Genomic DNA, 17405 nt, shown 5'->3' with positions numbered 1-17405 from the left:
CATTGTTCCTGTTCAATCAAGGCTGCAGGATTGTATTTTGTTTTTTCTACACCCTCTTGGCGACGCAAGAGAAAGTTACTGCGCCGCCGGGCGCATATCCCGGCTCCCGCACTCAACAAAAGCACGCTGCTAGAAAAAGCCCAAGCCGGCAACAAGAAAAATCAGGGCAAATCCACCCGAACAATCCGATCCGTAGCCGGCGGCACCACAGCCCCGCCAGCGGCCGCAAAATACCCCTCGAGAGCATCCAGATCCTGCCCCGCCCCCAGCCCATCCACCCCCTGGGTGAACACCGTGAAATTGTCCCCACCCGTCGCCAGGAAGCTGCTCACCACCACCCGGTACACCGCATCGGCACGCAGCGGCTGCCCGTTGAGCAGCACACCACTCACCCGCTGACCCGCAGGCAAGCGCAGGTCATAGCGGTAAGTGAACCCCTTGGAGACCGACAGCACGCGTGGACTCTGGGCCGTGTTGGTGCCGCTGGCGAACTGCTGCTCCAGGATGGCCTTGACCTGCGCACCCGTGAAGGAATGCACCATCAGGCTGTTGCCAAACGGCTGGGCCGTGAACATCTGGCCATAGCGCACCTGTCCATCGGCACCGGGCACCAGCACGCCGCGCACGCCGCCGGGATTCATGAAGGAGATCTGCGCATTGAGGCCAGGGCCCTGGGCAGCGAGCAATTGCGCATCGGCGATCAGGTTGCCCATGGAGGTTTCGAGCGACGGCGCGGGCTCGCGTGACACCGGGCCCGTGAGGCGGCCGGCAGGGCGCTGGGCCTGGGGCTCGGCGGCGGCACGGTAGCGCTCCACGATGGCATGCACGCCCTCGTCGCGTGCGAACACGGGGAAGCGTTTGTCCACGGCAAAGGTGGTGGGGCCGCTGGTGAAGCCCTCGCCCTGCACGATGACCTGGCGCGCGCTCTTGCGCACCACGCGGCGGGTGGCGGTGTCCACGCGCAGAGAGATGTCCGTCACATGCGTGCCGTACAGGCCCGCACTGGTCAGCAGCAGCGGGTGCGCGGGGTTCACGGTGCCGTAGTCGCACAGGTAGGAGCGGTGCGTGTGGCCCGAGACCACCACGTCCACGGCAGGGTCGAGCCGCTCCAGGATGGGCACGATGTCGCCGCTCAGGCCCTTGCAGCTGGTCTCGCCCAGGGCGGCCTCGGTTTCGCCGCCCTCGTGCACCATGACCACGATCACATCGGCGCCCTGGGCGCGCAGGCCGGGGATGAGGGCGTTGACGGTATCGGCCTCATCCGCAAAGCGCAGGCCGGCCACGCCGGCAGGCGCGACCATGGCGGGCGTGCCGCGCAGGGTCAGGCCGATGAAGCCCACGCTGATCGTCACGCCGCCTTCGGTGAAGCGCTTGATGCCCGTGGGCGGCAGCAGCGGGCGGCCATCCTCGTGCGAGGTGTTGGCCGCCAGCAGGCCGAAGTTGGTGCCGGGGAATCCCGGGTTGAGCTGGCAGGGCTCGCGCACGGTGTGCTTCTCGCAGCCGCCGTTCTTCAGGCGCAGCAGTTCGCGCCAGCCTTTGTCGAACTCGTGGTTGCCCACGGCGTTGAAGTCGATGCCCATGCGGTTGACGGCCTCGATGGTCGGCTCGTCGAGGAACAGGGCCGACACCAGGGGCGATGCGCCCACCATGTCGCCGGCCGCCACCACCGCATGGTGTTGGTGCAGGGCCTTCAGGTGCGCGATGGCACTGGCCATGTAGGCTGCGCCGCCCGCAGGCACGCGTGCCGGGCCGCTGCCGTCGGGCGCGGCCACGTGCAAGGCCATGCGTGGCGGCTCCAGGTTGCCGTGCAGGTCGTTGAAGGCGATGAGGCCGATATCGATGTGCGTGGGCGAGGCCACGGGTGTGGCCGCGCAGCCGGCCAGCAGGCCTGCGGCAGCCAGCGCTGCCGCTGTGGCGCATGCGAGCAGGGCGCCACGGGTGCGGGTGGCGGCGCTCACAGGAAGGAGGCCTGGATGGGCGCCACCTCGCGCACCACGTCCGCGCACTGGGCGCGGTTGCGCAGCGCGTGCTCCATCACCACCAGCGCCAGCAGCGCCTCGGCAATGGGCGCGGCGCGGATGCCCACGCACGGGTCGTGGCGGCCCTTGGTGATCACCTCGGTGGGCTGGCCGTGGATGTCGATGGATTCGCGCGGGCTGATGATGGAGCTGGTCGGCTTGATCGCGATCGAGACTTCCAGGTCCTGCCCGGTGCTGATGCCGCCGAGCACGCCGCCCGCATGGTTGGTGCGAAAACCCTGGGGCGTCATCGAATCGCCGTGCATGGTGCCGCGGTGGGCCACGCTCTCGAAGCCGGCGCCAATCTCCACGCCCTTGACGGCGTTCAGGCCCATCATCGCGTGGGCGATGTCGGCGTCGAGCTTGTCGTACAGCGGCTCGCCCAGGCCCACGGGCACGCCGCTGGCCGAGATGCGGATGCGCGCACCGCAGGAGTCGCCGGCCTTGCGCAGCGCGTCCATGTAGTCCTCGTACTGCTGCACGTCGGCCACGGGGGCGAAGAAGGGGTTCTCGCGCACATGGTCCCAGCTCTCGAAGGCAATGGGCAGCTCGCCGAGCTGCGTCATGCAGGCGCGGAACTGTGTGCCGTATTGCTGGGCCAGCCACTTCTTGGCCACGGCGCCGGCGGCCACGGTGGGTGCCGTCAGCCGGGCCGACGAGCGGCCGCCGCCGCGCGGGTCGCGGATGCCGTACTTGTGCCAGTAGGTGTAGTCGGCATGGCCCGGGCGGAAGCTCTGGGCGATGTTGCTGTAGTCCTTGCTGCGCTGGTCGGTGTTGCGGATCAAGAGGGCGATGGGGGTGCCCGTGGTCTTGCCCTCGTACACGCCCGAGAGGATCTCGACCGCGTCGGGCTCGTTGCGCTGGGTCACGTGCCGGCTGGTGCCCGGGCGGCGGCGGTCCAGGTCGCCCTGGATGTCCGCCTCGGTCAGTGGCATGCCGGGCGGGCAGCCGTCGATCACGCAGCCAATGGCCGGGCCGTGGGATTCACCAAAATTGGTGACAGCGAATAGGGTACCGATGGTGTTGCCGCTCATGGGGAGGATTATCCCAGAGTGGCGCAGTCCACTTTGGCGATGCAACTGCTGGACTGGTTACCGTGCGATGCAATAAAACTGGCGCGGCCCATGCCAGGGCAGCCGTGCAAGGGCCGCCAAGCTGCGTATACGGCGTTTCACTTGCGTGCACTGGCTGCGTCCCCCTTCCCGGATTGCGTAGCCATTCGAGAGAAGGGGGAAGGCGCGAAGCGACTCAGGGGGATGTACCCTGCCTAGCCGCCTTTTTCTTCCTCGGGCCAGTCGCGGATGTAGGCTTTGAGCATCTTGTTCTCGAAGTTCTGGCTGTCCACCACGGCCTTGGCCACGTCGTAAAAGCTGATCACGCCCATGAGCATGCGCTTGTCCATCACGGGCATGTAGCGTGCGTGGCGGTCCAGCATCATGCGGCGCACCTCGTCCATCTCGGTTTCGAGGGTGCAGGTCAGCGGGTGGTCGTCCATGGCCGAGCGCACCTGCAGCGTGCCCACGCTGCCGCCGTTCTTCACGATGGCCTGGATCACCTCGCGGAAGGTGAGCATGCCCACCAGGTCACCGAGCTCCATCACCACCAGGGAGCCGATGTCGCGCTCGGCCATGATGTCCACGGCGTTGGCCAGCGGTTCGTCGGGGGTGACGGTGTAGAGGGTGTTGCCTTTGACGCGAAGGATATCGCTGACTTTCATGATCGGTCTCCAATGGGGCGAGCGGGGCGGCCACCATCGGGGTGGCGCAGCTATTTCCGATCAAATATAGCCCACAATGCCTGCCAGTACAGACAACATGGGAGACATTGGATGCCCGGTTACTCCGACCCCGGCTTTGACACGCTTGCGCTGCACGCCGGCGCCACCCCCGATCCGGCCACCGGCGCGCGCGCCGTGCCGATCCACCTGACCACCTCGTTCGTCTTCGAATCGAGCGACCACGCCGCCTCGCTGTTCAACCTGGAGCGGCCCGGCCATGTCTACAGCCGCATCAGCAACCCCACCAATGCCGTGCTGGAGCAGCGCGTGTCGGCCCTGGAAGGCGGCGTGGGCGCCATCGCCACCGCCAGCGGCCAGGCGGCACTGCACCTGGCCATCTGCACGCTGATGGGCGCGGGCAGCCACATCGTGGCCAGCACAGCGCTGTACGGCGGCTCGCAGAACCTGCTGCACTACACGCTGTCGCGCTTCGGCATCGCAACCACCTTCGTCAAGCCCGGCGACATCGACGGCTGGCGCGCCGCCGTGCGGCCCAATACGAAACTGTTCTTCGGCGAGACCGTGGGCAACCCGGGCCTGGATGTGCTGGACATCCCCACCATCAGCGCCATCGCGCACGAGGCGGGCGTGCCGCTGCTGGTCGATTCCACCCTGACCTCGCCCTGGCTCATGAAGCCGCTGGAGCTCGGGGCCGACCTGGTCTACCACTCGGCCACCAAATTCCTGTCGGGCCACGGCACGGTGGTGGGCGGCATCGTCGTCGATGGCGGCAGCTTCGACTGGGACGGCCCGCGTGCGGCGGGCAGGTTCACCGAGCTAACGGCGCCCTACGAGGGCTTCCACAACATGGTGTTCAGCGAGGAAAGCTCGGTTGGCGCCTTTTTGCTGCGCGCACGGCGCGAGGGCCTGCGCGACTTCGGCGCCTGCATGAGCCCGCACACCGCCTGGCTGATCCTGCAGGGCATCGAGACCCTGCCGCTGCGCATGGAGCGGCACATGCGCAACACCGCGCGCGTGGTCGAGTTCCTGGCCAGCCAGCCCTTCGTGGCGCGCGTGGGCCACCCGTTGCTCGAATCGCACAGCAGCCACGCCCTGGCGCAAAAGCTGCTGCCGCGCGGCGCAGGCTCTGTGTTCAGCTTCGACCTCAAGGGCAACCGCGAGCAGGGTAAGAAGTTCATCGAGGCGCTCAAGGTCTTCAGCCACCTGGCCAACGTGGGCGACTGCCGCAGCCTGGTGATCCACCCGGCCAGCACCACGCACTTCCGCATGAGCGACGAGGCGCTGGTCAATGCCGGCATCACCCAGGGCACGATCCGCCTGTCCATCGGGCTGGAAGATGCCGACGACCTGATCGACGACCTCAAGCGCGCCCTCAAGGCCGCGGAGAAGGCGGCCTGAGCCCGGCGATGGCTAAGGCGGCACCCGCCATGGACTGGCAGGCCTTCGAGCAGACGCTGCTGGACGATGCGCTCGCGCTGGTGCTGCCGGCGCTGCAGGCGCACCCGCTGCGCGGCGATGTCTATGCCGTGGCGCTCGCGGGCATCTACCGCGAGCACGACGGCCCCATCCACCTGCCCTCGGTGGCGATGAACAGCGAGGCCGCATGGGCCGAGGCACAGGAGGACCCGGACAGCGAAGGCACGCTCTGCAGCCTGCGCTGGAACCCGGCCGACTGGTGCTGGCCCGATATGGCCTCAGGCAGCACTGCCATGGCTGCGGCCGAGGCGGCGCTGGCCGCCGAAGCCCAGGGGGGCGACGTGGCGCAGTGGGAGGCCGCCGACCAGCGCTGCATCGATGCCCTGGTGAGGGTGTGCCAGCGCCTGCGCGACGCCCTGTGCACCTCGCCCATGGCCGACCGGCTTGCGCCTGGCTTTGCCGTGCTGCTGCATGAGGACAGCGACGAGGGCGTTGCCATGGCCCAGCGCTGCCTGGGTGACGAAGCCTTTGCGCGCCTGCTGCCAGGCCATGCCGCGGACCTGGCCGAAGAGGCGCGCGTGGCGGCGCTGCCCGAGGCCGAGCGCCTGCGCTACCACCTGGCCTGCCTGGCGCAGCAGCCCGCGCCCGAGCTGGGCCTGACGCGCGAGCAGGCCCAGCGCCATGGCGCGGCGGCGCAGGCAGCGTTGCGGGCCTTGGGCACCAAGGCCATCCCGGCGCTGCTGCCCCTGCTGGCGCGCACCGAGACGCAGTGCGAGGCCGCGCGCCTGCTGGGCGAGATCGGCGCGGCCACGCCCGAGGTGCTGGCGGCCTTGCGCACCCATGTGCTCCAGGCCGTGCCGCGCAGCAGCCAGCGCCATCTGGCGCAGGCCGGGCGCAATGTCTGCGCCGGTGCGCTGGCCCATCTGGGCGACAGCGCCTGGCTGCTGCAGCAGGCCCAGGCCGGCACGCTGGGCGATGCGTGTGTGGCCCAGGGCCTGTCGTCGCCCTATGGCCCGTTCCGCGACCGGGCGGTGGACCCGCTGCCGCTCGACTACCGCATTGTCGAATCCCTGCCCGCCGTGCGGCCTGCGCTGCTGCCGCTGGTGGAACCATGGCTGCGCCCCGGCAAGGGCACCTGCACCCTGCGTCTGCACGAGGTGGGTGAGGCCCTGCGCGGCCTGCAATCGCCGCTGACCGTGGTGCGCCAGCATGCGGCCATGGTGCTGGGTGACCGGGCCCTGGGTGCCGAGGCCGGTGCGCGCAGCGTGCCGGTTTTGGCGCAGGCCGCGGCGCACGACAGCGATGAGACGGTGCGCTACCTGGCCGTTCTCGCCCTGGGCTACTGGCGGCAACAGGCAGCCGGCCAGCGCCCTTTGGCCGAAGCCCTTGCGGCCGGCGATGCCAGTGAGAAGGTGCGCGCGGCAGCACAGCGCTGGCTGGGCGAACTGGACGAGCGGGACGCCGCAGCGCCTGGCTGAGCCGCAAACCGAACCGAGACAAACCAACAACGAACGAGACGACCCGAGGAACCATCCGTATGCAGATCCAAGTCAATGGCCACACCACCTACTGCTATACCGGCGGCAAGGCCTTCAACCCCGCACTGCCCACCGTGGTCCTGGTCCACGGCGTGCTCAATGACCACAGCGTGTGGGCGCTGCAAAGCCGCTACCTGGCCAACCATGGCTGGAACGTGCTGGCGGTGGACCTGCCCGGCCACTGCCGCAGCGCGGGCGAAGCCCCGGCCAGCGTGGAGGCCGGCGCGGACTTCGTCGCCGCACTGCTCGATGCCGCGGGCGTGCAGCGCGCCGCCCTGGTGGGCCACAGCTTCGGCTCGCTGATCGCGCTGGAGGCCGCGGCCCGGCTGGGCGAGCGCGTGAGCCATCTGGTGCTGGTGGGCACGGCCTACCCGATGAAGGTTTCGCCCGCACTGATCGACGCGGCGCTCAACGAGCCCGAGAAAGCGCTGCGCATGGTCAACGTGTTCTCGCGCAGCACGCTGGCGCCGCCTTCGGGCGCGGGCTTCTGGGTCTACAACGCGGGCATGGCGCTGGGCCGCAAGGTGCTGCGCAGCAACAGCGCGGTGAATGTATTCCACCGCGGCTTCGTGGCCTGCGACAGCTATGCCAATGGCGAGCAGGCCATTGCGGCCGTGCAGTGCCCGGTGCTGTTTGCGCTGGGTGCGCAGGACCAGATGACCGCCCCCAAGGCCGCCCAGGGCCTGGTGGCGGCCGCGCGCGCTGCGGGCAAGGCGGTGCACACCACCAGCCTGCCCGTGGGCCACAACCAGATGAGCGAGGCGCCGGACGGCACGCTCATGGCCATCCGGGACTTCCTGGCCCAATAAGACCACGCGGACCCCACCATGACCTTGCGCACCGACCTGCTCGAGCTGGCGCGCCAGCACACCCTGGACCAGGGCACCGCCAGGCGCCTGCTGGGCCTGGCCGGCTTCGACCGGCAGCCCGCGAACCTGCACACCGTGCTGTGGCGCACGGTGGCCGTGCTGGCGGCGGCACTGGGCGGGCTGGGCATCGTGATGTGGATCGCGGCCAACTGGGAGAGCCTGGGCCGCTTCATGCGCTTTGCACTTCTGCAGGGCTTTGTGCTGGCCATGTGTGCGGGCGCCGCGCTGCGTGCCGGGGCCCGCGCACCGCTGGCCGTGCTGGCGCTGTTGGGCACGGGGGCCTTGTTCGCCTACTTCGGCCAGACCTACCAGACCGGCGCCGATCCGTGGCAGCTGTTTGCGCTGTGGGCCGCGCTCACCTTGCCCCTGGCGCTGGCCGTGCGCAGCGACGCGGTGTGGGTGCCCTGGAATCTGGTGGCCATGGTGGGCATCTCGCTGTGGGCGCAGGCACACACCGGGCACCGCTGGCGCGTGTCGCCCGCAGACATGACCGTGCACCTGGTCTCCCTGGGGGCGGCCATGGCCGTGGCCGCCGCCATGCTGCCGCAGCTGCAGCGCCTCACCGGCGCGGGCCCGTGGGCGCTGCGCACGGCCGGCACGCTGGCGCTGATGATGGTCACGCTCACCGCGCTCGGCGGCCTGTTCCATTCGCCCGTGGCGGGGCACTACGGCCTGGGCCTGGTGCTGCTGGCCGTTGCGGCCGCACTGGTCAGCCTGCGCAGCCACTTCGACATCTTCCTGCTCAGCGGTGCGGCGCTGGGGCTCAACATCCTGCTGGTCACGGGGCTGGCGCGGGCCATGTTCTCGAACTCCCGCTTCGACGATTTCGTGGGCTCGCTGCTGCTCATCGGCTTGGTGGCCGCCGGCATGCTGGCCGCCACGGTCAGCGCGGTGACGCGCCTGGCGCGCCGCGCTGCGGCTGCGCAAGGGGAGTCGGCATGAGCAGCGACCACTCTCTCGACGCACCAGGCACGGCCGCGGTGAAACCCACCGCCCTCGATACCATCGTGCAAGGCGCGGTGGCCCAGGGCGTGCTGCCCGCGCACGCCACGGCAGGCGATGCGCGCAAGGCGACCGGCCCCGCGCGGCCCTGGCCCGTGGTGCTGCTCACAGCCCTGGGGGCGTGGCTGGCAGCGCTGCCCCTGCTGGCCCTGTTCGCTGTGCTGTTTGGCGAATGGATCGTGGACGGCGCGGGCGCCTACTTTGTCGGAGCGGCCGTGCTGGCCGGCGCCACGGCGGCCCTGCGCAAGGCCGACTTGCCGATTTTCCTGGAGCAATTGGCGTTCCCGGCCTTGCTCACGGGCGCCCTCCTGCTCGGCTTTGCCTTGGGGCGCGACATGGGCGCCCAGCCGGCCGCCGCCGTGATGCTGGCGGTGGCACTGGGCGTGGCGGTGCTGGTGCCCTTGCCCTGGCTGCGCACCCTGCTGGGTGCGGGTGCGGCCGTGCTGTTCGCGGTGGTCCTCTGGCCGGGCAGCGAGGGCCGCTGGGCCCTGTCGCCCCTGGTGCCGTGGAGCATGGTGCACGCGGTGCTCGCGGTGTGGGTGGGGCTGTTGCTGTGGCAGCGCCAGGCCCTGGGGCGCGGGGATCTGGGCAACCGGGTTGCCGTGCTGCTCGAGCCGCTCGCCTGCGGCTGGCTGCTGGCCTTGCTCTGGGGCCTCTGCGGCCTCTCGGGCCAGACCTTTCTGATGGGGGGCGTTTTCGGCGCCGGCATCGGCGGTGAAATCCTGCGCGAAGCCGGCCAGGAGGTCGGGCTGCGCACCCATGCGCTGCAGCGCATGGTGCAGGCCGCGAGCGTGCTGTTGGCCCTGGGCGCCGCCGGCCTGGCGCAGCACGCCTGGCCGGCCCTGCGCCAGCCCCGCGCCGCCGTGGTCGCCCTGGTGCTGGCCCTGCTGTGCTGGTTCTCACCGTTGCTGGGCGGTGCGCTGCTGGCCCTGGCGGTCACCGGCATGACGCGCCGTTGGGGCCAGGCCACGGCGGCCGCGCTGGCCTGCGCCTGGATCATGGGCGGCTTTTACTACCAGTTGGCCTGGCCTCTGGCCACCAAGGCCATGGTGCTCGTGGGCTGTGGCGCCTTGCTGGGCGTGCTGGCCTGGAGTGCCTTGCGCACGCCACGGTCGGGCGTGCCCGCCTCGGTGGCCACTCGCCACTGGGGCCATCGCCTGGGCCCGTGGCTGCTGGCGCTGAGTGCGCTGGCCACGGTGGCCGTGGCCAACATCGCCATTGCCGACAAGGAGCACACCATTGCCAACGGCCAGAAGGTCTATGTGCCGCTGGCCCCGGTGGACCCGCGTTCGCTGATGCAGGGCGACTACATGCGCCTGCGCTTCACCCTGCCGCCCATGCCCGAGCTGGATCGCCGCGACGCGGGTGTGGAGGGCCTGCTGGGCAGCCGGCCCTATGCCGTGGGCCGGCTCGATGCGCGCGGCGTGGTGGCCTGGGAGCGCGTGGAAAGATACGATGCGCCCATGGCACCCGGCGAGTTCCGCATCCAGCTCACGCCCAAGAACGGCGACTGGACCCTGGTGACCGACGGCTGGTATTTCGCCGAGGGCGATGCAGAGCGCTGGGAACAGGCGCGCTTCGGTGAATTCCGCGTGCAGCCGGACGGCAAGGCCCTGCTCGTGGGCATGGCGGACGACCAGCTCGCGCCCATCGGGCGGTGATCATGCTGGCGGCGTGGCGGCGCGCCGCCACGCGGGCCAGCGCAGCAGTGTGAAGGCGCGCAGCAGCCACTCCACCGGCCCGTAGGCGTGCCGTGCCATCCAGCGGCGGCTCAGCGCAAGCTGGGCCGCATACAGCGCCACGCAGCCCAGCAGCACCGCGAGCGGTGGCACGCGCCCCACCAGCGCCAGGCCATAGGCCGTGAACACCAGCGCCCCCACCAGCGACTGCAGCAGGTAGTTGGACAGCGCCATGCGGCCCGCAGATTCCAGCCAGGCGGCCAGCGCCTTGCCGTGGCGGCTGTGCTGCAGCACCCAGAGCAGCGCGGCGACATAGCCCAGCGTGAGGAACGGTGCCGTGGCCAGGTCCACCGCCAGCACCGCGGCAGAGACATGGTCGCTCTGGCGCACCAGGCTGGTCTGCACCGTGGCATAGAGCAGGGCGCCGGTCCCGCCGACCGGCAGGCAGCACAGCAGCCACCGGCGCAGGCGCGCTGGTTGTTGCGCCACGGCGGCCAGGTAGCCCGAGCGGTGGGCCGCCAACCCCAGCAGGAACATGGCCAGCGCGCAAGGCCCCTGCACGAACACCAGCACGAACCAGACGCCATCGGCCATGTCGCGCCCGCGCTGGGCAATGGCTTCGAGAGCCCCCGCGCGGTAGGCCTGCGCGGCCTGCTGGGCCTTGGCATGGACCTCGGCCAGGGGCCAGTCCATGGGCGGCGCGAGCGACATCAGCCAGGCCAGCAGCCCCCAGCCCAGCGACACCAGCGCCAGCAGCACCATGGCCAGTGCCACCGCAGTGCCCGGCCGCAGCCGGCGCATCCACAGCAGCAGCAAGCCCAGCAGCGCGTAGGTCACCAGGATGTCGCCCGAGAACAGCAGCCAGGCATGGGCCAGCCCCAGCAGCAGCAGTCCCACGATGCGCCGCAGGAATCGCGGCACGAAGGCGCTGCCCGAGCGCTCTGCCGAGTCCATCTGCAAGGCAAAGCTGTAGCCGAACAGCAGTGAGAACAAGAGGTAGAACTTGGTCTCGAAGACCAGGGCCACGAACCAGCGCACGGCATGGTCCACGGGCCGCGAGAACGCCGGGTCGGCCACGCCGAGGCCGAAGTAGGTGGACGCAAAGCTGCCTGCGTTGACGACCAGGATGCCCAACAGGGCGAAGCCACGCAGTGCGTCGATGGCATGTTCGCGTGGCGGGCCTGCGGTCGATCCGGTTGGCGTCATGGTGAGGGAGGGGCTGCCGCAGGCGGCGGGGGGATGGGGTTCCCATGGCGCACTGTCAAGTGCGGCACTCCCATCCGGGCGTGCATGGGCGTATAAAGCGAACCACAAGTATTACCCACGGAGACAAGACCATGGACATCAGCGCCCCTGCTGCGGACAAGGCCACGGCCCCCACCGATCCGCGCGCCTTCAAGAGCTTTGCCGAGTTCTACCCGTTCTACCTGACCGAGCACAGCAACCGCACCTGCCGGCGGCTGCATTTCGTGGGATCGACCTTGTCACTCCTGTGCGTGGCCTGGGCCGTGATTTCGCGGCAGCCGTCCTTTTTGCTGGTCGGTCTGCTGTGCGGGTATGGGTTTGCGTGGGTGGGGCATTTCGGGTTTGAGAAGAACAAGCCTGCGAGCTTCAAGCGGCCTCTGTACAGCTTCATGGGGGACTGGGCGATGTACCGGGATATCTGGTTGGGGCGCGTGCCGTTCTGAGTCTTTCCTTGTTCTCGTTTGGGCCGCATGCTTTGGTGAAGGGCGGGAGCCGGGATGTGCGCCCGGCGGCGCACCTACTTTCTTTTTGCGCAAAAAGAAAGTAGGCAAAGAAACAGCGCCCCGCTGTCTGCGTCCCTTCGCTTCGCGGCGGGCAACCTGCGATGCTCGGTCCTGGGGTGGGAGCGGGGTCAAAGACGGCTGCTGCTTTCGCAGCTGCGCCGGGTGTTGGTTCGCGCTGCGCGCTGCCGACCGCTTGGGCGCGAGCGCCCTGCCCAGGCCAAGCGCAGCGAGGCAGATCGGGCCGAGCGAAGCAATGGCCCGTGTCGGTATCCACCCCCTTCTGACCGTGCCGAGAAGCACAGGGCCTGGGGTGAGCGCGTGCCGAAGGACACGCGCATCGTTGTCTGACTCACCGTGGATGTTTGAGCGCAGTTCACCCGCAGGGGGAACGCAGCGAGTTCCACGGTGCACCCCAGGACCGAGCATCGCAGGCTGCCCCCTCGCCCCCGGCGAGGGGGACACGGGCAGCGGGGTCGCCTTTCTTTTGGGTACTTTTCTTTGGCGAAGCAAAGAAGAAGTACCTCGGCCGCCGGGCCGAGACCCGGCTCCCGCCCTCAGCACAGGAGTGCCGTCAAAACAGCCACACCGCCGGGTGCACATCCCACATCCCACAGCCCGCATCCCACCCCACACAGGCACGAAGCACAGGCCAAGACCCCGGCCTCCGTCGAGGCGCGTCCCACGCCATTTCAGTAAACGTCCCGCCGATAGCGCCCGCTGCGCACCAACTCCGCCATCGGCGCCGGACCCAGCAGCCCCGTGAGCGCAAGGTCCACGCCTTGCGCCATGCCCTGCAGGCTGCCGCAGACATAGATGGCAGCACCCCGATCCTCGACCCAGGCGCGCACGGTCGCCGCATGCTCCTGCAACAGGTCCTGCACGTAGACCTTGCGGGCCGGGTCGTCGCGCGAAAAGGCCAGGTCCAGCCGAGTGAGCACACCGCCGGTCTGCCAGGCCTGCAGCTCATCGCGGAACAGGAAATCGTGCGCCGCATGGCGCTCGCCGAACAGCAGCCAGTTGGGCTGCCCGGCTCCGGCTTGTGCGCGGGCCCGCAGATGGCCGCGCAGGCCGGCAATGCCCGTGCCGTTGCCCACCAGAATCAGCGGGCGCGCCGCGTTGTCCTCCAGCCGGAAGTTGCGGTGCGCGCGCAGGCGCATCTGCACGGCCTCACCCACGGGCGCGCCATGCGTCAACCAGTGCGATGCCAGGCCCGGCGTACCGTCGTCGCGCGTGGCCTGGCGCACCACCAGGTGCACCCGGCCATCGCTGGCGAGCGAGGCGATCGAGTATTCGCGCGGGTGTGCGATGTCGCTCGGCACGCAGACCTGCACCAGGTCGCCGGACTCCCATGCCGCAGGCTCGCCAGCGGGCGGCGTCAGTTCCACCAAGTGCACCTCGGCGCCCGCACTGCCCGGGTTCAGGTGGCTGCGCGCAGCCAGGGTCCATTGCGCAAACGCGGGGGCTTCCCACGCAGGCAGCTCGCTCAGGCTCGACACCTGCGCCAGCTGGTGCTGCCAGGCCGTGAGGGCTGCCGGGTCGCCGTTGTCCATCTCCACGCGCTCGAACAGCGGCACCGCGCCACGCGCGCGCAACCAGGCATCGAGCTGGCGGCCAAAGCCGCAGAAGTGCGTGTACTGCCGGTCGCCCAGGGCCAACAGGCCGTACTGCAGTTGCGACAGGTCTGGCGCGCTGTCTGCGCTGGCCCCCATGCACGCCTCCTGGAAGGCCGCGGCATTGTCGGGCGCATCGCCCTCGCCATAGGTGCTGGCCAGGAACAGCGCACGCCGGCTGCGCACCAGCAGGCCTGCATCAAGCCGATCAAGCGCACACAGGTGCACAGGCTCGCCGGCCGTGTGCAGCAGGCGCGCGGTCTCGCGCGCAAGCTCCTCGGCCTGGCCGGTCTGGCTGGCATAGACCACCAGCAGCGGCTGCACGCCTTCGCGCGCCGATGCCAGGGCTTGGGCCTGTGCGGCCTGCGCCTGGTGCCTGCGCCGCTCGCGCAGCCAGATGGCGGCACACATGGCGGCATACAGCAGCACCAGAGCGGCGGCCGCGGCCAGCCGCACAGTGGGGTCAGAAACGTTCATCAAAATTCAGGAAAGCGCTCGCGCCAGGCCGGGGTCGCGGTCCACTGCACCCCTTGGTCCGTGCGCTCGCACAGCAGCGCGGCCACGCCCTGCCCCGTGGCAAAGGCCAGGCCGTCAACCGGCCCCAGCACCGTGAGCACCGTGGCCAGCGCATCGGCATGCATGCACTCGGCGTGCAGCACGGTCACGCTGGCCAGCGCATGCGCCACCGGCTCACCGGTGCGCGGATCAATGGTGTGCGAGTAGCGGCGCCCGGCATGCTCAAAGGCATGCCAGTGATCACCCGAGGTGGCGATGGCCATGCCCACCAGCGGCAGCGCGCCCTCTCCGCCGGCCACGGCCACGCGCCAGGCTTGTCCACCGGGCCGCGTGCCACTGGCGCGCAGTTCGCCACCCACCTCGGCCAGGAAATCGGTCCATCCCTGCGCCTGCAGGGCCTGCACCACCAGGTCCACCGAATAGCCCTTGGCGATGCCCGAAAGGTCCAGCTGCAGACCACCGGGCTGCAGCACCTGCATGGCATCGTTGCGCAACACCAGGCCTGCGCCAGGGCGCAGCGCCTGCAGCTCCTGCGCAGACGGCATCGCGGCCGGCGCGGCGTGGTCCGCGTGCGAATCGGGCCGAGGGCCAAAGCCCCAGCGATCCACCAGCGCCCCCACACCCACATCGAACGCACCGCCACTGGCCTGGGCCCATTGGCGCGCGGCCTGCAGCACCGCGAAGAACTCGGGCGACAGCGTGTGCCAGCCGCCCGCTGGCGCGCGGTTGAAGCGCGAGACCTCAGAATCCGGCTCCCAGTTGCTCATCTGCCGAACGACCAGCGCCAGCGCGGCTTCGATGGCGGCGCGCACGGGCGCGAGCGGCGCAAACTGCGGGTTATGCAAGCGCACCGACCAGGTGGTGCCCATGGCCTCGCCAGCCAGGGTCTGCAAGGCCGTGGAGTCGGCCGCGCGCACGGGTGCATGCGGGGCGGCATGGCCGACCCCGCCAAACGACACCCGGGCGGCAAGCGGCGCAGCGCCAGCCGCTGCGCGCCCGAACCCGGGGCCGTAATGCACCTTCATCCGCAAGACCTCAAGCCACGCTCAAGGCAAGACTTCCAGGGTACCGACGTACGACAGCCGGCGTTCCTTGGCCTGGGGCAGCGAGGTCTTGTCGTCCTTGGCGTCGGCATCCACCCAGTACATGCCGGCGGCAGGCCAGGTCACGCTGAACTCGCCCTTGGCATCGGTCGTGGCCTTGATCTCGCCGACCTTGTCGCGGTAGCGCGTGGCACCGGCCACCAGCACCACGTCGAGGTTGGCCGCAGGCTTGCCGTCCACGTGGAAGGCGAAGGTGGCCTTCTCGCCCTTGACCAGGTCGTTGGGGTGCGTCACGGGCACCAGTTCCAGGCCCTTGCCCGTGGGCTTGATGGCGCTGGGCTTGCCCACCGTGATGAAGGTCTCGATGCGGCCGGCGGACTGCGTCACCTTGAGGTCCTGCGCGTCGGCCGGCACTTCGGCCGCGAACTTCTCGGCCGTGCCACGCCAGCGCTTGTTCTGGCCGGCCTTGTCCTTGTAGGTGGCACTCAGGCCGCTGTTGACCACGGCCAGGTGGTAGGTGCCCGGCTGCGTGAGGTTCAGGTCGAACACGCTGCGCAGCTTGCCGCGGTGCGCGTTCTCGGGCTTGATGGACGCGCCATCGGGTGCCGTCACCATGAGGTTGTCCAGGCCCAGCGGCACATGGTTGAAGAAGAACAGGTCGTTGGACACGGCGGCGTCCACCGTGACCCACTCGGCCTTGGAGAGCACGGTGGTCGATGGCAGCAGCCAGACATTGTGGGCCTGGGCCGAGAAGGCACCGCACAGCAGAGCGATGCAGGTGGCGATACGGGTCTTGAATTGCATGGAAAGTCTCCGGGGATGGGGGTGTCAGGGCTTGAGGTCCAGGGTGACCTCGCCGAGCTCGCTGCTGCCCTTGGCGCTCAGCTGCTGGGCCTTGGCGGCGGGCCAGGTGAAGGGAATCGTCACCAGCTCACGGCCACCGACCTCGCGCGAGGCCTCGATCACCAGCTTGTAGCTGCCGGCAGGCAGCGTGGCCAGTTGCTTGGTCCCTTCATTGAAGGCCAGCTGGTGCTTGCCCGCAGGGCGCGTGGGGCTGGTCACGCCGTCGACGGGCATGGCCAGGTCACGGCCGGTGCGGCGCCACCACTGGCGCAGGTCCTTGAGCCACTTGGTGCCCTCGTCGTTCTTGAGCTTCACGTCGTACCAGACGGCCAGGGTCGAGGCCACCGTGTTGTCGGCGCGCTCGACCCACATCGCCACATAGGGGCGGTGGTACTCGGCCACGTCCAGGCGCGGGATCTCCACGCCCACGCCCAGGCCGGCCGCGAAGGCCGGGGCCCCCAGGCAGGCACCCAGCGCCATGCTGTAGCGCAGGTGCAAGTGCGAGCGCAAGTGGTTTGTCACAGGCATTTCTCTACTTCTTTCGGTTCAGTGGATAAACAGGAGCGCCAGCACCACGGGGATCACCAGGCCCATGCCCACCATGGGCCAGGTGAAGGGGCGGTTGCCCGCATGCATCTTGAGGATGAACAACCCGGTGACGGTGAACACCAGGCAGGCGGCGGCGAAGATGTCGATGAACCAGCTCCAGGCGGCGCCGGTGTTGCGGCCCTTGTGCAGGTCGTTGAGGTAGGAGATCCAGCCCCGGTCGGTGCGCTCGTACTCGGCCTCGCCATCGGCCAGGTTCACACGCAGCCAGGCGTCGCCACCGGGGCGCGGCAGCGAGACGTAGATCTCATCGGCCGACCACTCGGCCTCGCGCCCCTGTGCATCCACCGCCCACTGCGTGCGCGCCCATTCCTGCAGCGCCGCAGGCAGTGGCCCGCGGTCCTTGGGCGGTGGCGGCACAGCCTTGAGCGTGGTGAGCAGCGTGTCGGGCAGCGTGGCCTGCTGGCTCACGACCTGGGGCTTGGCCTCGATCTGCCCGGCATGGTTGAGCGTGAAGCCGGTGACCGCGAACAGCAGCATGCCGATGAGGCACAGGGCCGAACTGACCCAATGCCATTCGTGCAGCGTCTTGAGCCAGTAGGACCGGCGCCGATTGTCCTGTGGTTTGTTCATTCCTGGAAGAGGTGCGCGCAGGCAGCAACGGGCTCGGCGCGGGGATGCAGAACCCAGGATTCTAGTTTCAGAGAATGACAACCATTTGCATTTGCACAATCTTTACCTTGGTGTATAGACCGGGGACATGGTGAACAGGTGTGCGAGGACATGGTGAACACTTTGGGCGAACTTTCGCCGGAGGTCCCCATGCCATGGAAGGCTCG

Annotated in this window: 15 protein-coding genes; 6 read left to right on the top strand and 9 right to left on the bottom strand. The window is 69.4% G+C overall.

Going from position 1 to position 17405, the window contains the following annotated elements; all coding sequences use genetic code 11:
- Window positions 1–161: 161 nt before the first annotated feature.
- The 3 genes from HNP48_RS34930 to HNP48_RS34920 form a co-directional block, all read right to left on the bottom strand.
- Complete coding sequence (locus HNP48_RS34930; protein ID WP_184866260.1) at window positions 162–1958, bottom strand: bifunctional UDP-sugar hydrolase/5'-nucleotidase; 1797 nt, start codon at window positions 1956–1958, stop codon at window positions 162–164.
- The gene (gene aroC, locus HNP48_RS34925; protein WP_184866258.1) at window positions 1955–3052 is read right to left on the bottom strand and encodes a chorismate synthase; all 1098 of its coding nucleotides are present in this window, start codon (window positions 3050–3052) and stop codon (window positions 1955–1957) included. Before aroC ends, HNP48_RS34930 begins: the two co-directional genes overlap by 4 nt.
- 233 nt (window positions 3053–3285) lie before the next feature.
- Window positions 3286–3735 carry a CBS domain-containing protein gene (locus tag HNP48_RS34920; RefSeq protein WP_184866250.1) on the bottom strand — a complete coding sequence of 150 codons (450 nt, stop codon included), beginning with the start codon at window positions 3733–3735 and terminating at the stop codon, window positions 3286–3288.
- Window positions 3736–3846: 111 nt separating this feature from the next.
- Between HNP48_RS34920 and HNP48_RS34915 the strand changes: the two genes are divergently transcribed.
- Genes HNP48_RS34915 through HNP48_RS34895 form a run of 5 tightly spaced genes read left to right on the top strand, consistent with a single transcriptional unit; the run spans window position 3847 to window position 10242 of the window.
- Window positions 3847–5154 (top strand): O-acetylhomoserine aminocarboxypropyltransferase, encoded by a 1308-nt coding sequence (locus tag HNP48_RS34915; RefSeq protein WP_184866240.1) that lies wholly within the window; start codon window positions 3847–3849, stop codon window positions 5152–5154.
- Window positions 5155–5183: 29 nt separating this feature from the next.
- Window positions 5184–6650, top strand: a complete 1467-nt coding sequence (locus HNP48_RS34910) for a DUF4303 domain-containing protein (protein ID WP_184866238.1) — start codon at window positions 5184–5186, stop codon at window positions 6648–6650.
- Between the two features lie 59 nt (window positions 6651–6709).
- Window positions 6710–7519 (top strand): alpha/beta fold hydrolase, encoded by an 810-nt coding sequence (locus HNP48_RS34905; protein ID WP_184866236.1) that lies wholly within the window; start codon window positions 6710–6712, stop codon window positions 7517–7519.
- An 18-nt stretch (window positions 7520–7537) separates the two neighbouring features.
- Entirely contained in the window at window positions 7538–8521 is a 984-nt protein-coding gene (locus HNP48_RS34900) for a DUF2157 domain-containing protein (protein WP_184866234.1), read from the top strand.
- The gene (locus HNP48_RS34895) at window positions 8518–10242 is read left to right on the top strand and encodes a GDYXXLXY domain-containing protein (RefSeq protein ID WP_184866232.1); all 1725 of its coding nucleotides are present in this window, start codon (window positions 8518–8520) and stop codon (window positions 10240–10242) included. The genes HNP48_RS34900 and HNP48_RS34895 overlap by 4 nt, the downstream gene beginning before the upstream one ends.
- Here the strand turns inward: HNP48_RS34895 and HNP48_RS34890 are convergent, their stop codons facing one another.
- The gene (locus tag HNP48_RS34890) at window positions 10243–11466 is read right to left on the bottom strand and encodes a DUF418 domain-containing protein (RefSeq protein ID WP_184866230.1); all 1224 of its coding nucleotides are present in this window, start codon (window positions 11464–11466) and stop codon (window positions 10243–10245) included.
- A 131-nt stretch (window positions 11467–11597) separates the two neighbouring features.
- Here HNP48_RS34890 and HNP48_RS34885 point away from each other — a divergent pair, with 131 nt between their 5' ends.
- On the top strand, window positions 11598–11948 hold the full coding sequence (locus tag HNP48_RS34885; protein ID WP_184866228.1) for an Mpo1-like protein: 351 nt from the start codon (window positions 11598–11600) through the stop codon (window positions 11946–11948).
- Between the two features lie 749 nt (window positions 11949–12697).
- Here the strand turns inward: HNP48_RS34885 and HNP48_RS34880 are convergent.
- The 5 genes from HNP48_RS34880 to HNP48_RS34860 are packed head-to-tail and all read right to left on the bottom strand — an operon-like array spanning window position 12698 to window position 17199.
- Entirely contained in the window at window positions 12698–14095 is a 1398-nt protein-coding gene (locus HNP48_RS34880; RefSeq protein ID WP_184866226.1) for a sulfite reductase subunit alpha, read from the bottom strand.
- Window positions 14095–15159, bottom strand: a complete 1065-nt coding sequence (locus tag HNP48_RS34875; RefSeq protein WP_184866224.1) for an FAD:protein FMN transferase — start codon at window positions 15157–15159, stop codon at window positions 14095–14097. Before HNP48_RS34875 ends, HNP48_RS34880 begins: the two co-directional genes overlap by 1 nt.
- A gap of 21 nt (window positions 15160–15180) precedes the next feature.
- Window positions 15181–15981 (bottom strand): DUF4198 domain-containing protein, encoded by an 801-nt coding sequence (locus HNP48_RS34870; protein WP_184866222.1) that lies wholly within the window; start codon window positions 15979–15981, stop codon window positions 15181–15183.
- Window positions 15982–16005: 24 nt separating this feature from the next.
- Window positions 16006–16548, bottom strand: coding sequence for a DUF2271 domain-containing protein (locus HNP48_RS34865; protein ID WP_184866220.1), 543 nt, complete (start codon window positions 16546–16548; stop codon window positions 16006–16008).
- An 18-nt stretch (window positions 16549–16566) separates the two neighbouring features.
- Complete coding sequence (locus HNP48_RS34860) at window positions 16567–17199, bottom strand: PepSY-associated TM helix domain-containing protein (protein WP_184866219.1); 633 nt, start codon at window positions 17197–17199, stop codon at window positions 16567–16569.
- Window positions 17200–17405 lie beyond the last annotated feature (206 nt).

Origin of the sequence: Acidovorax soli, from assembly GCF_014207955.1 — a bacterium.
Classification (GTDB): domain Bacteria; phylum Pseudomonadota; class Gammaproteobacteria; order Burkholderiales; family Burkholderiaceae_C; genus Acidovorax; species Acidovorax soli_A.
Note: the sequence above shows the minus strand (reverse complement) of the source record. Positions and strands in the feature narration are given on the sequence as shown.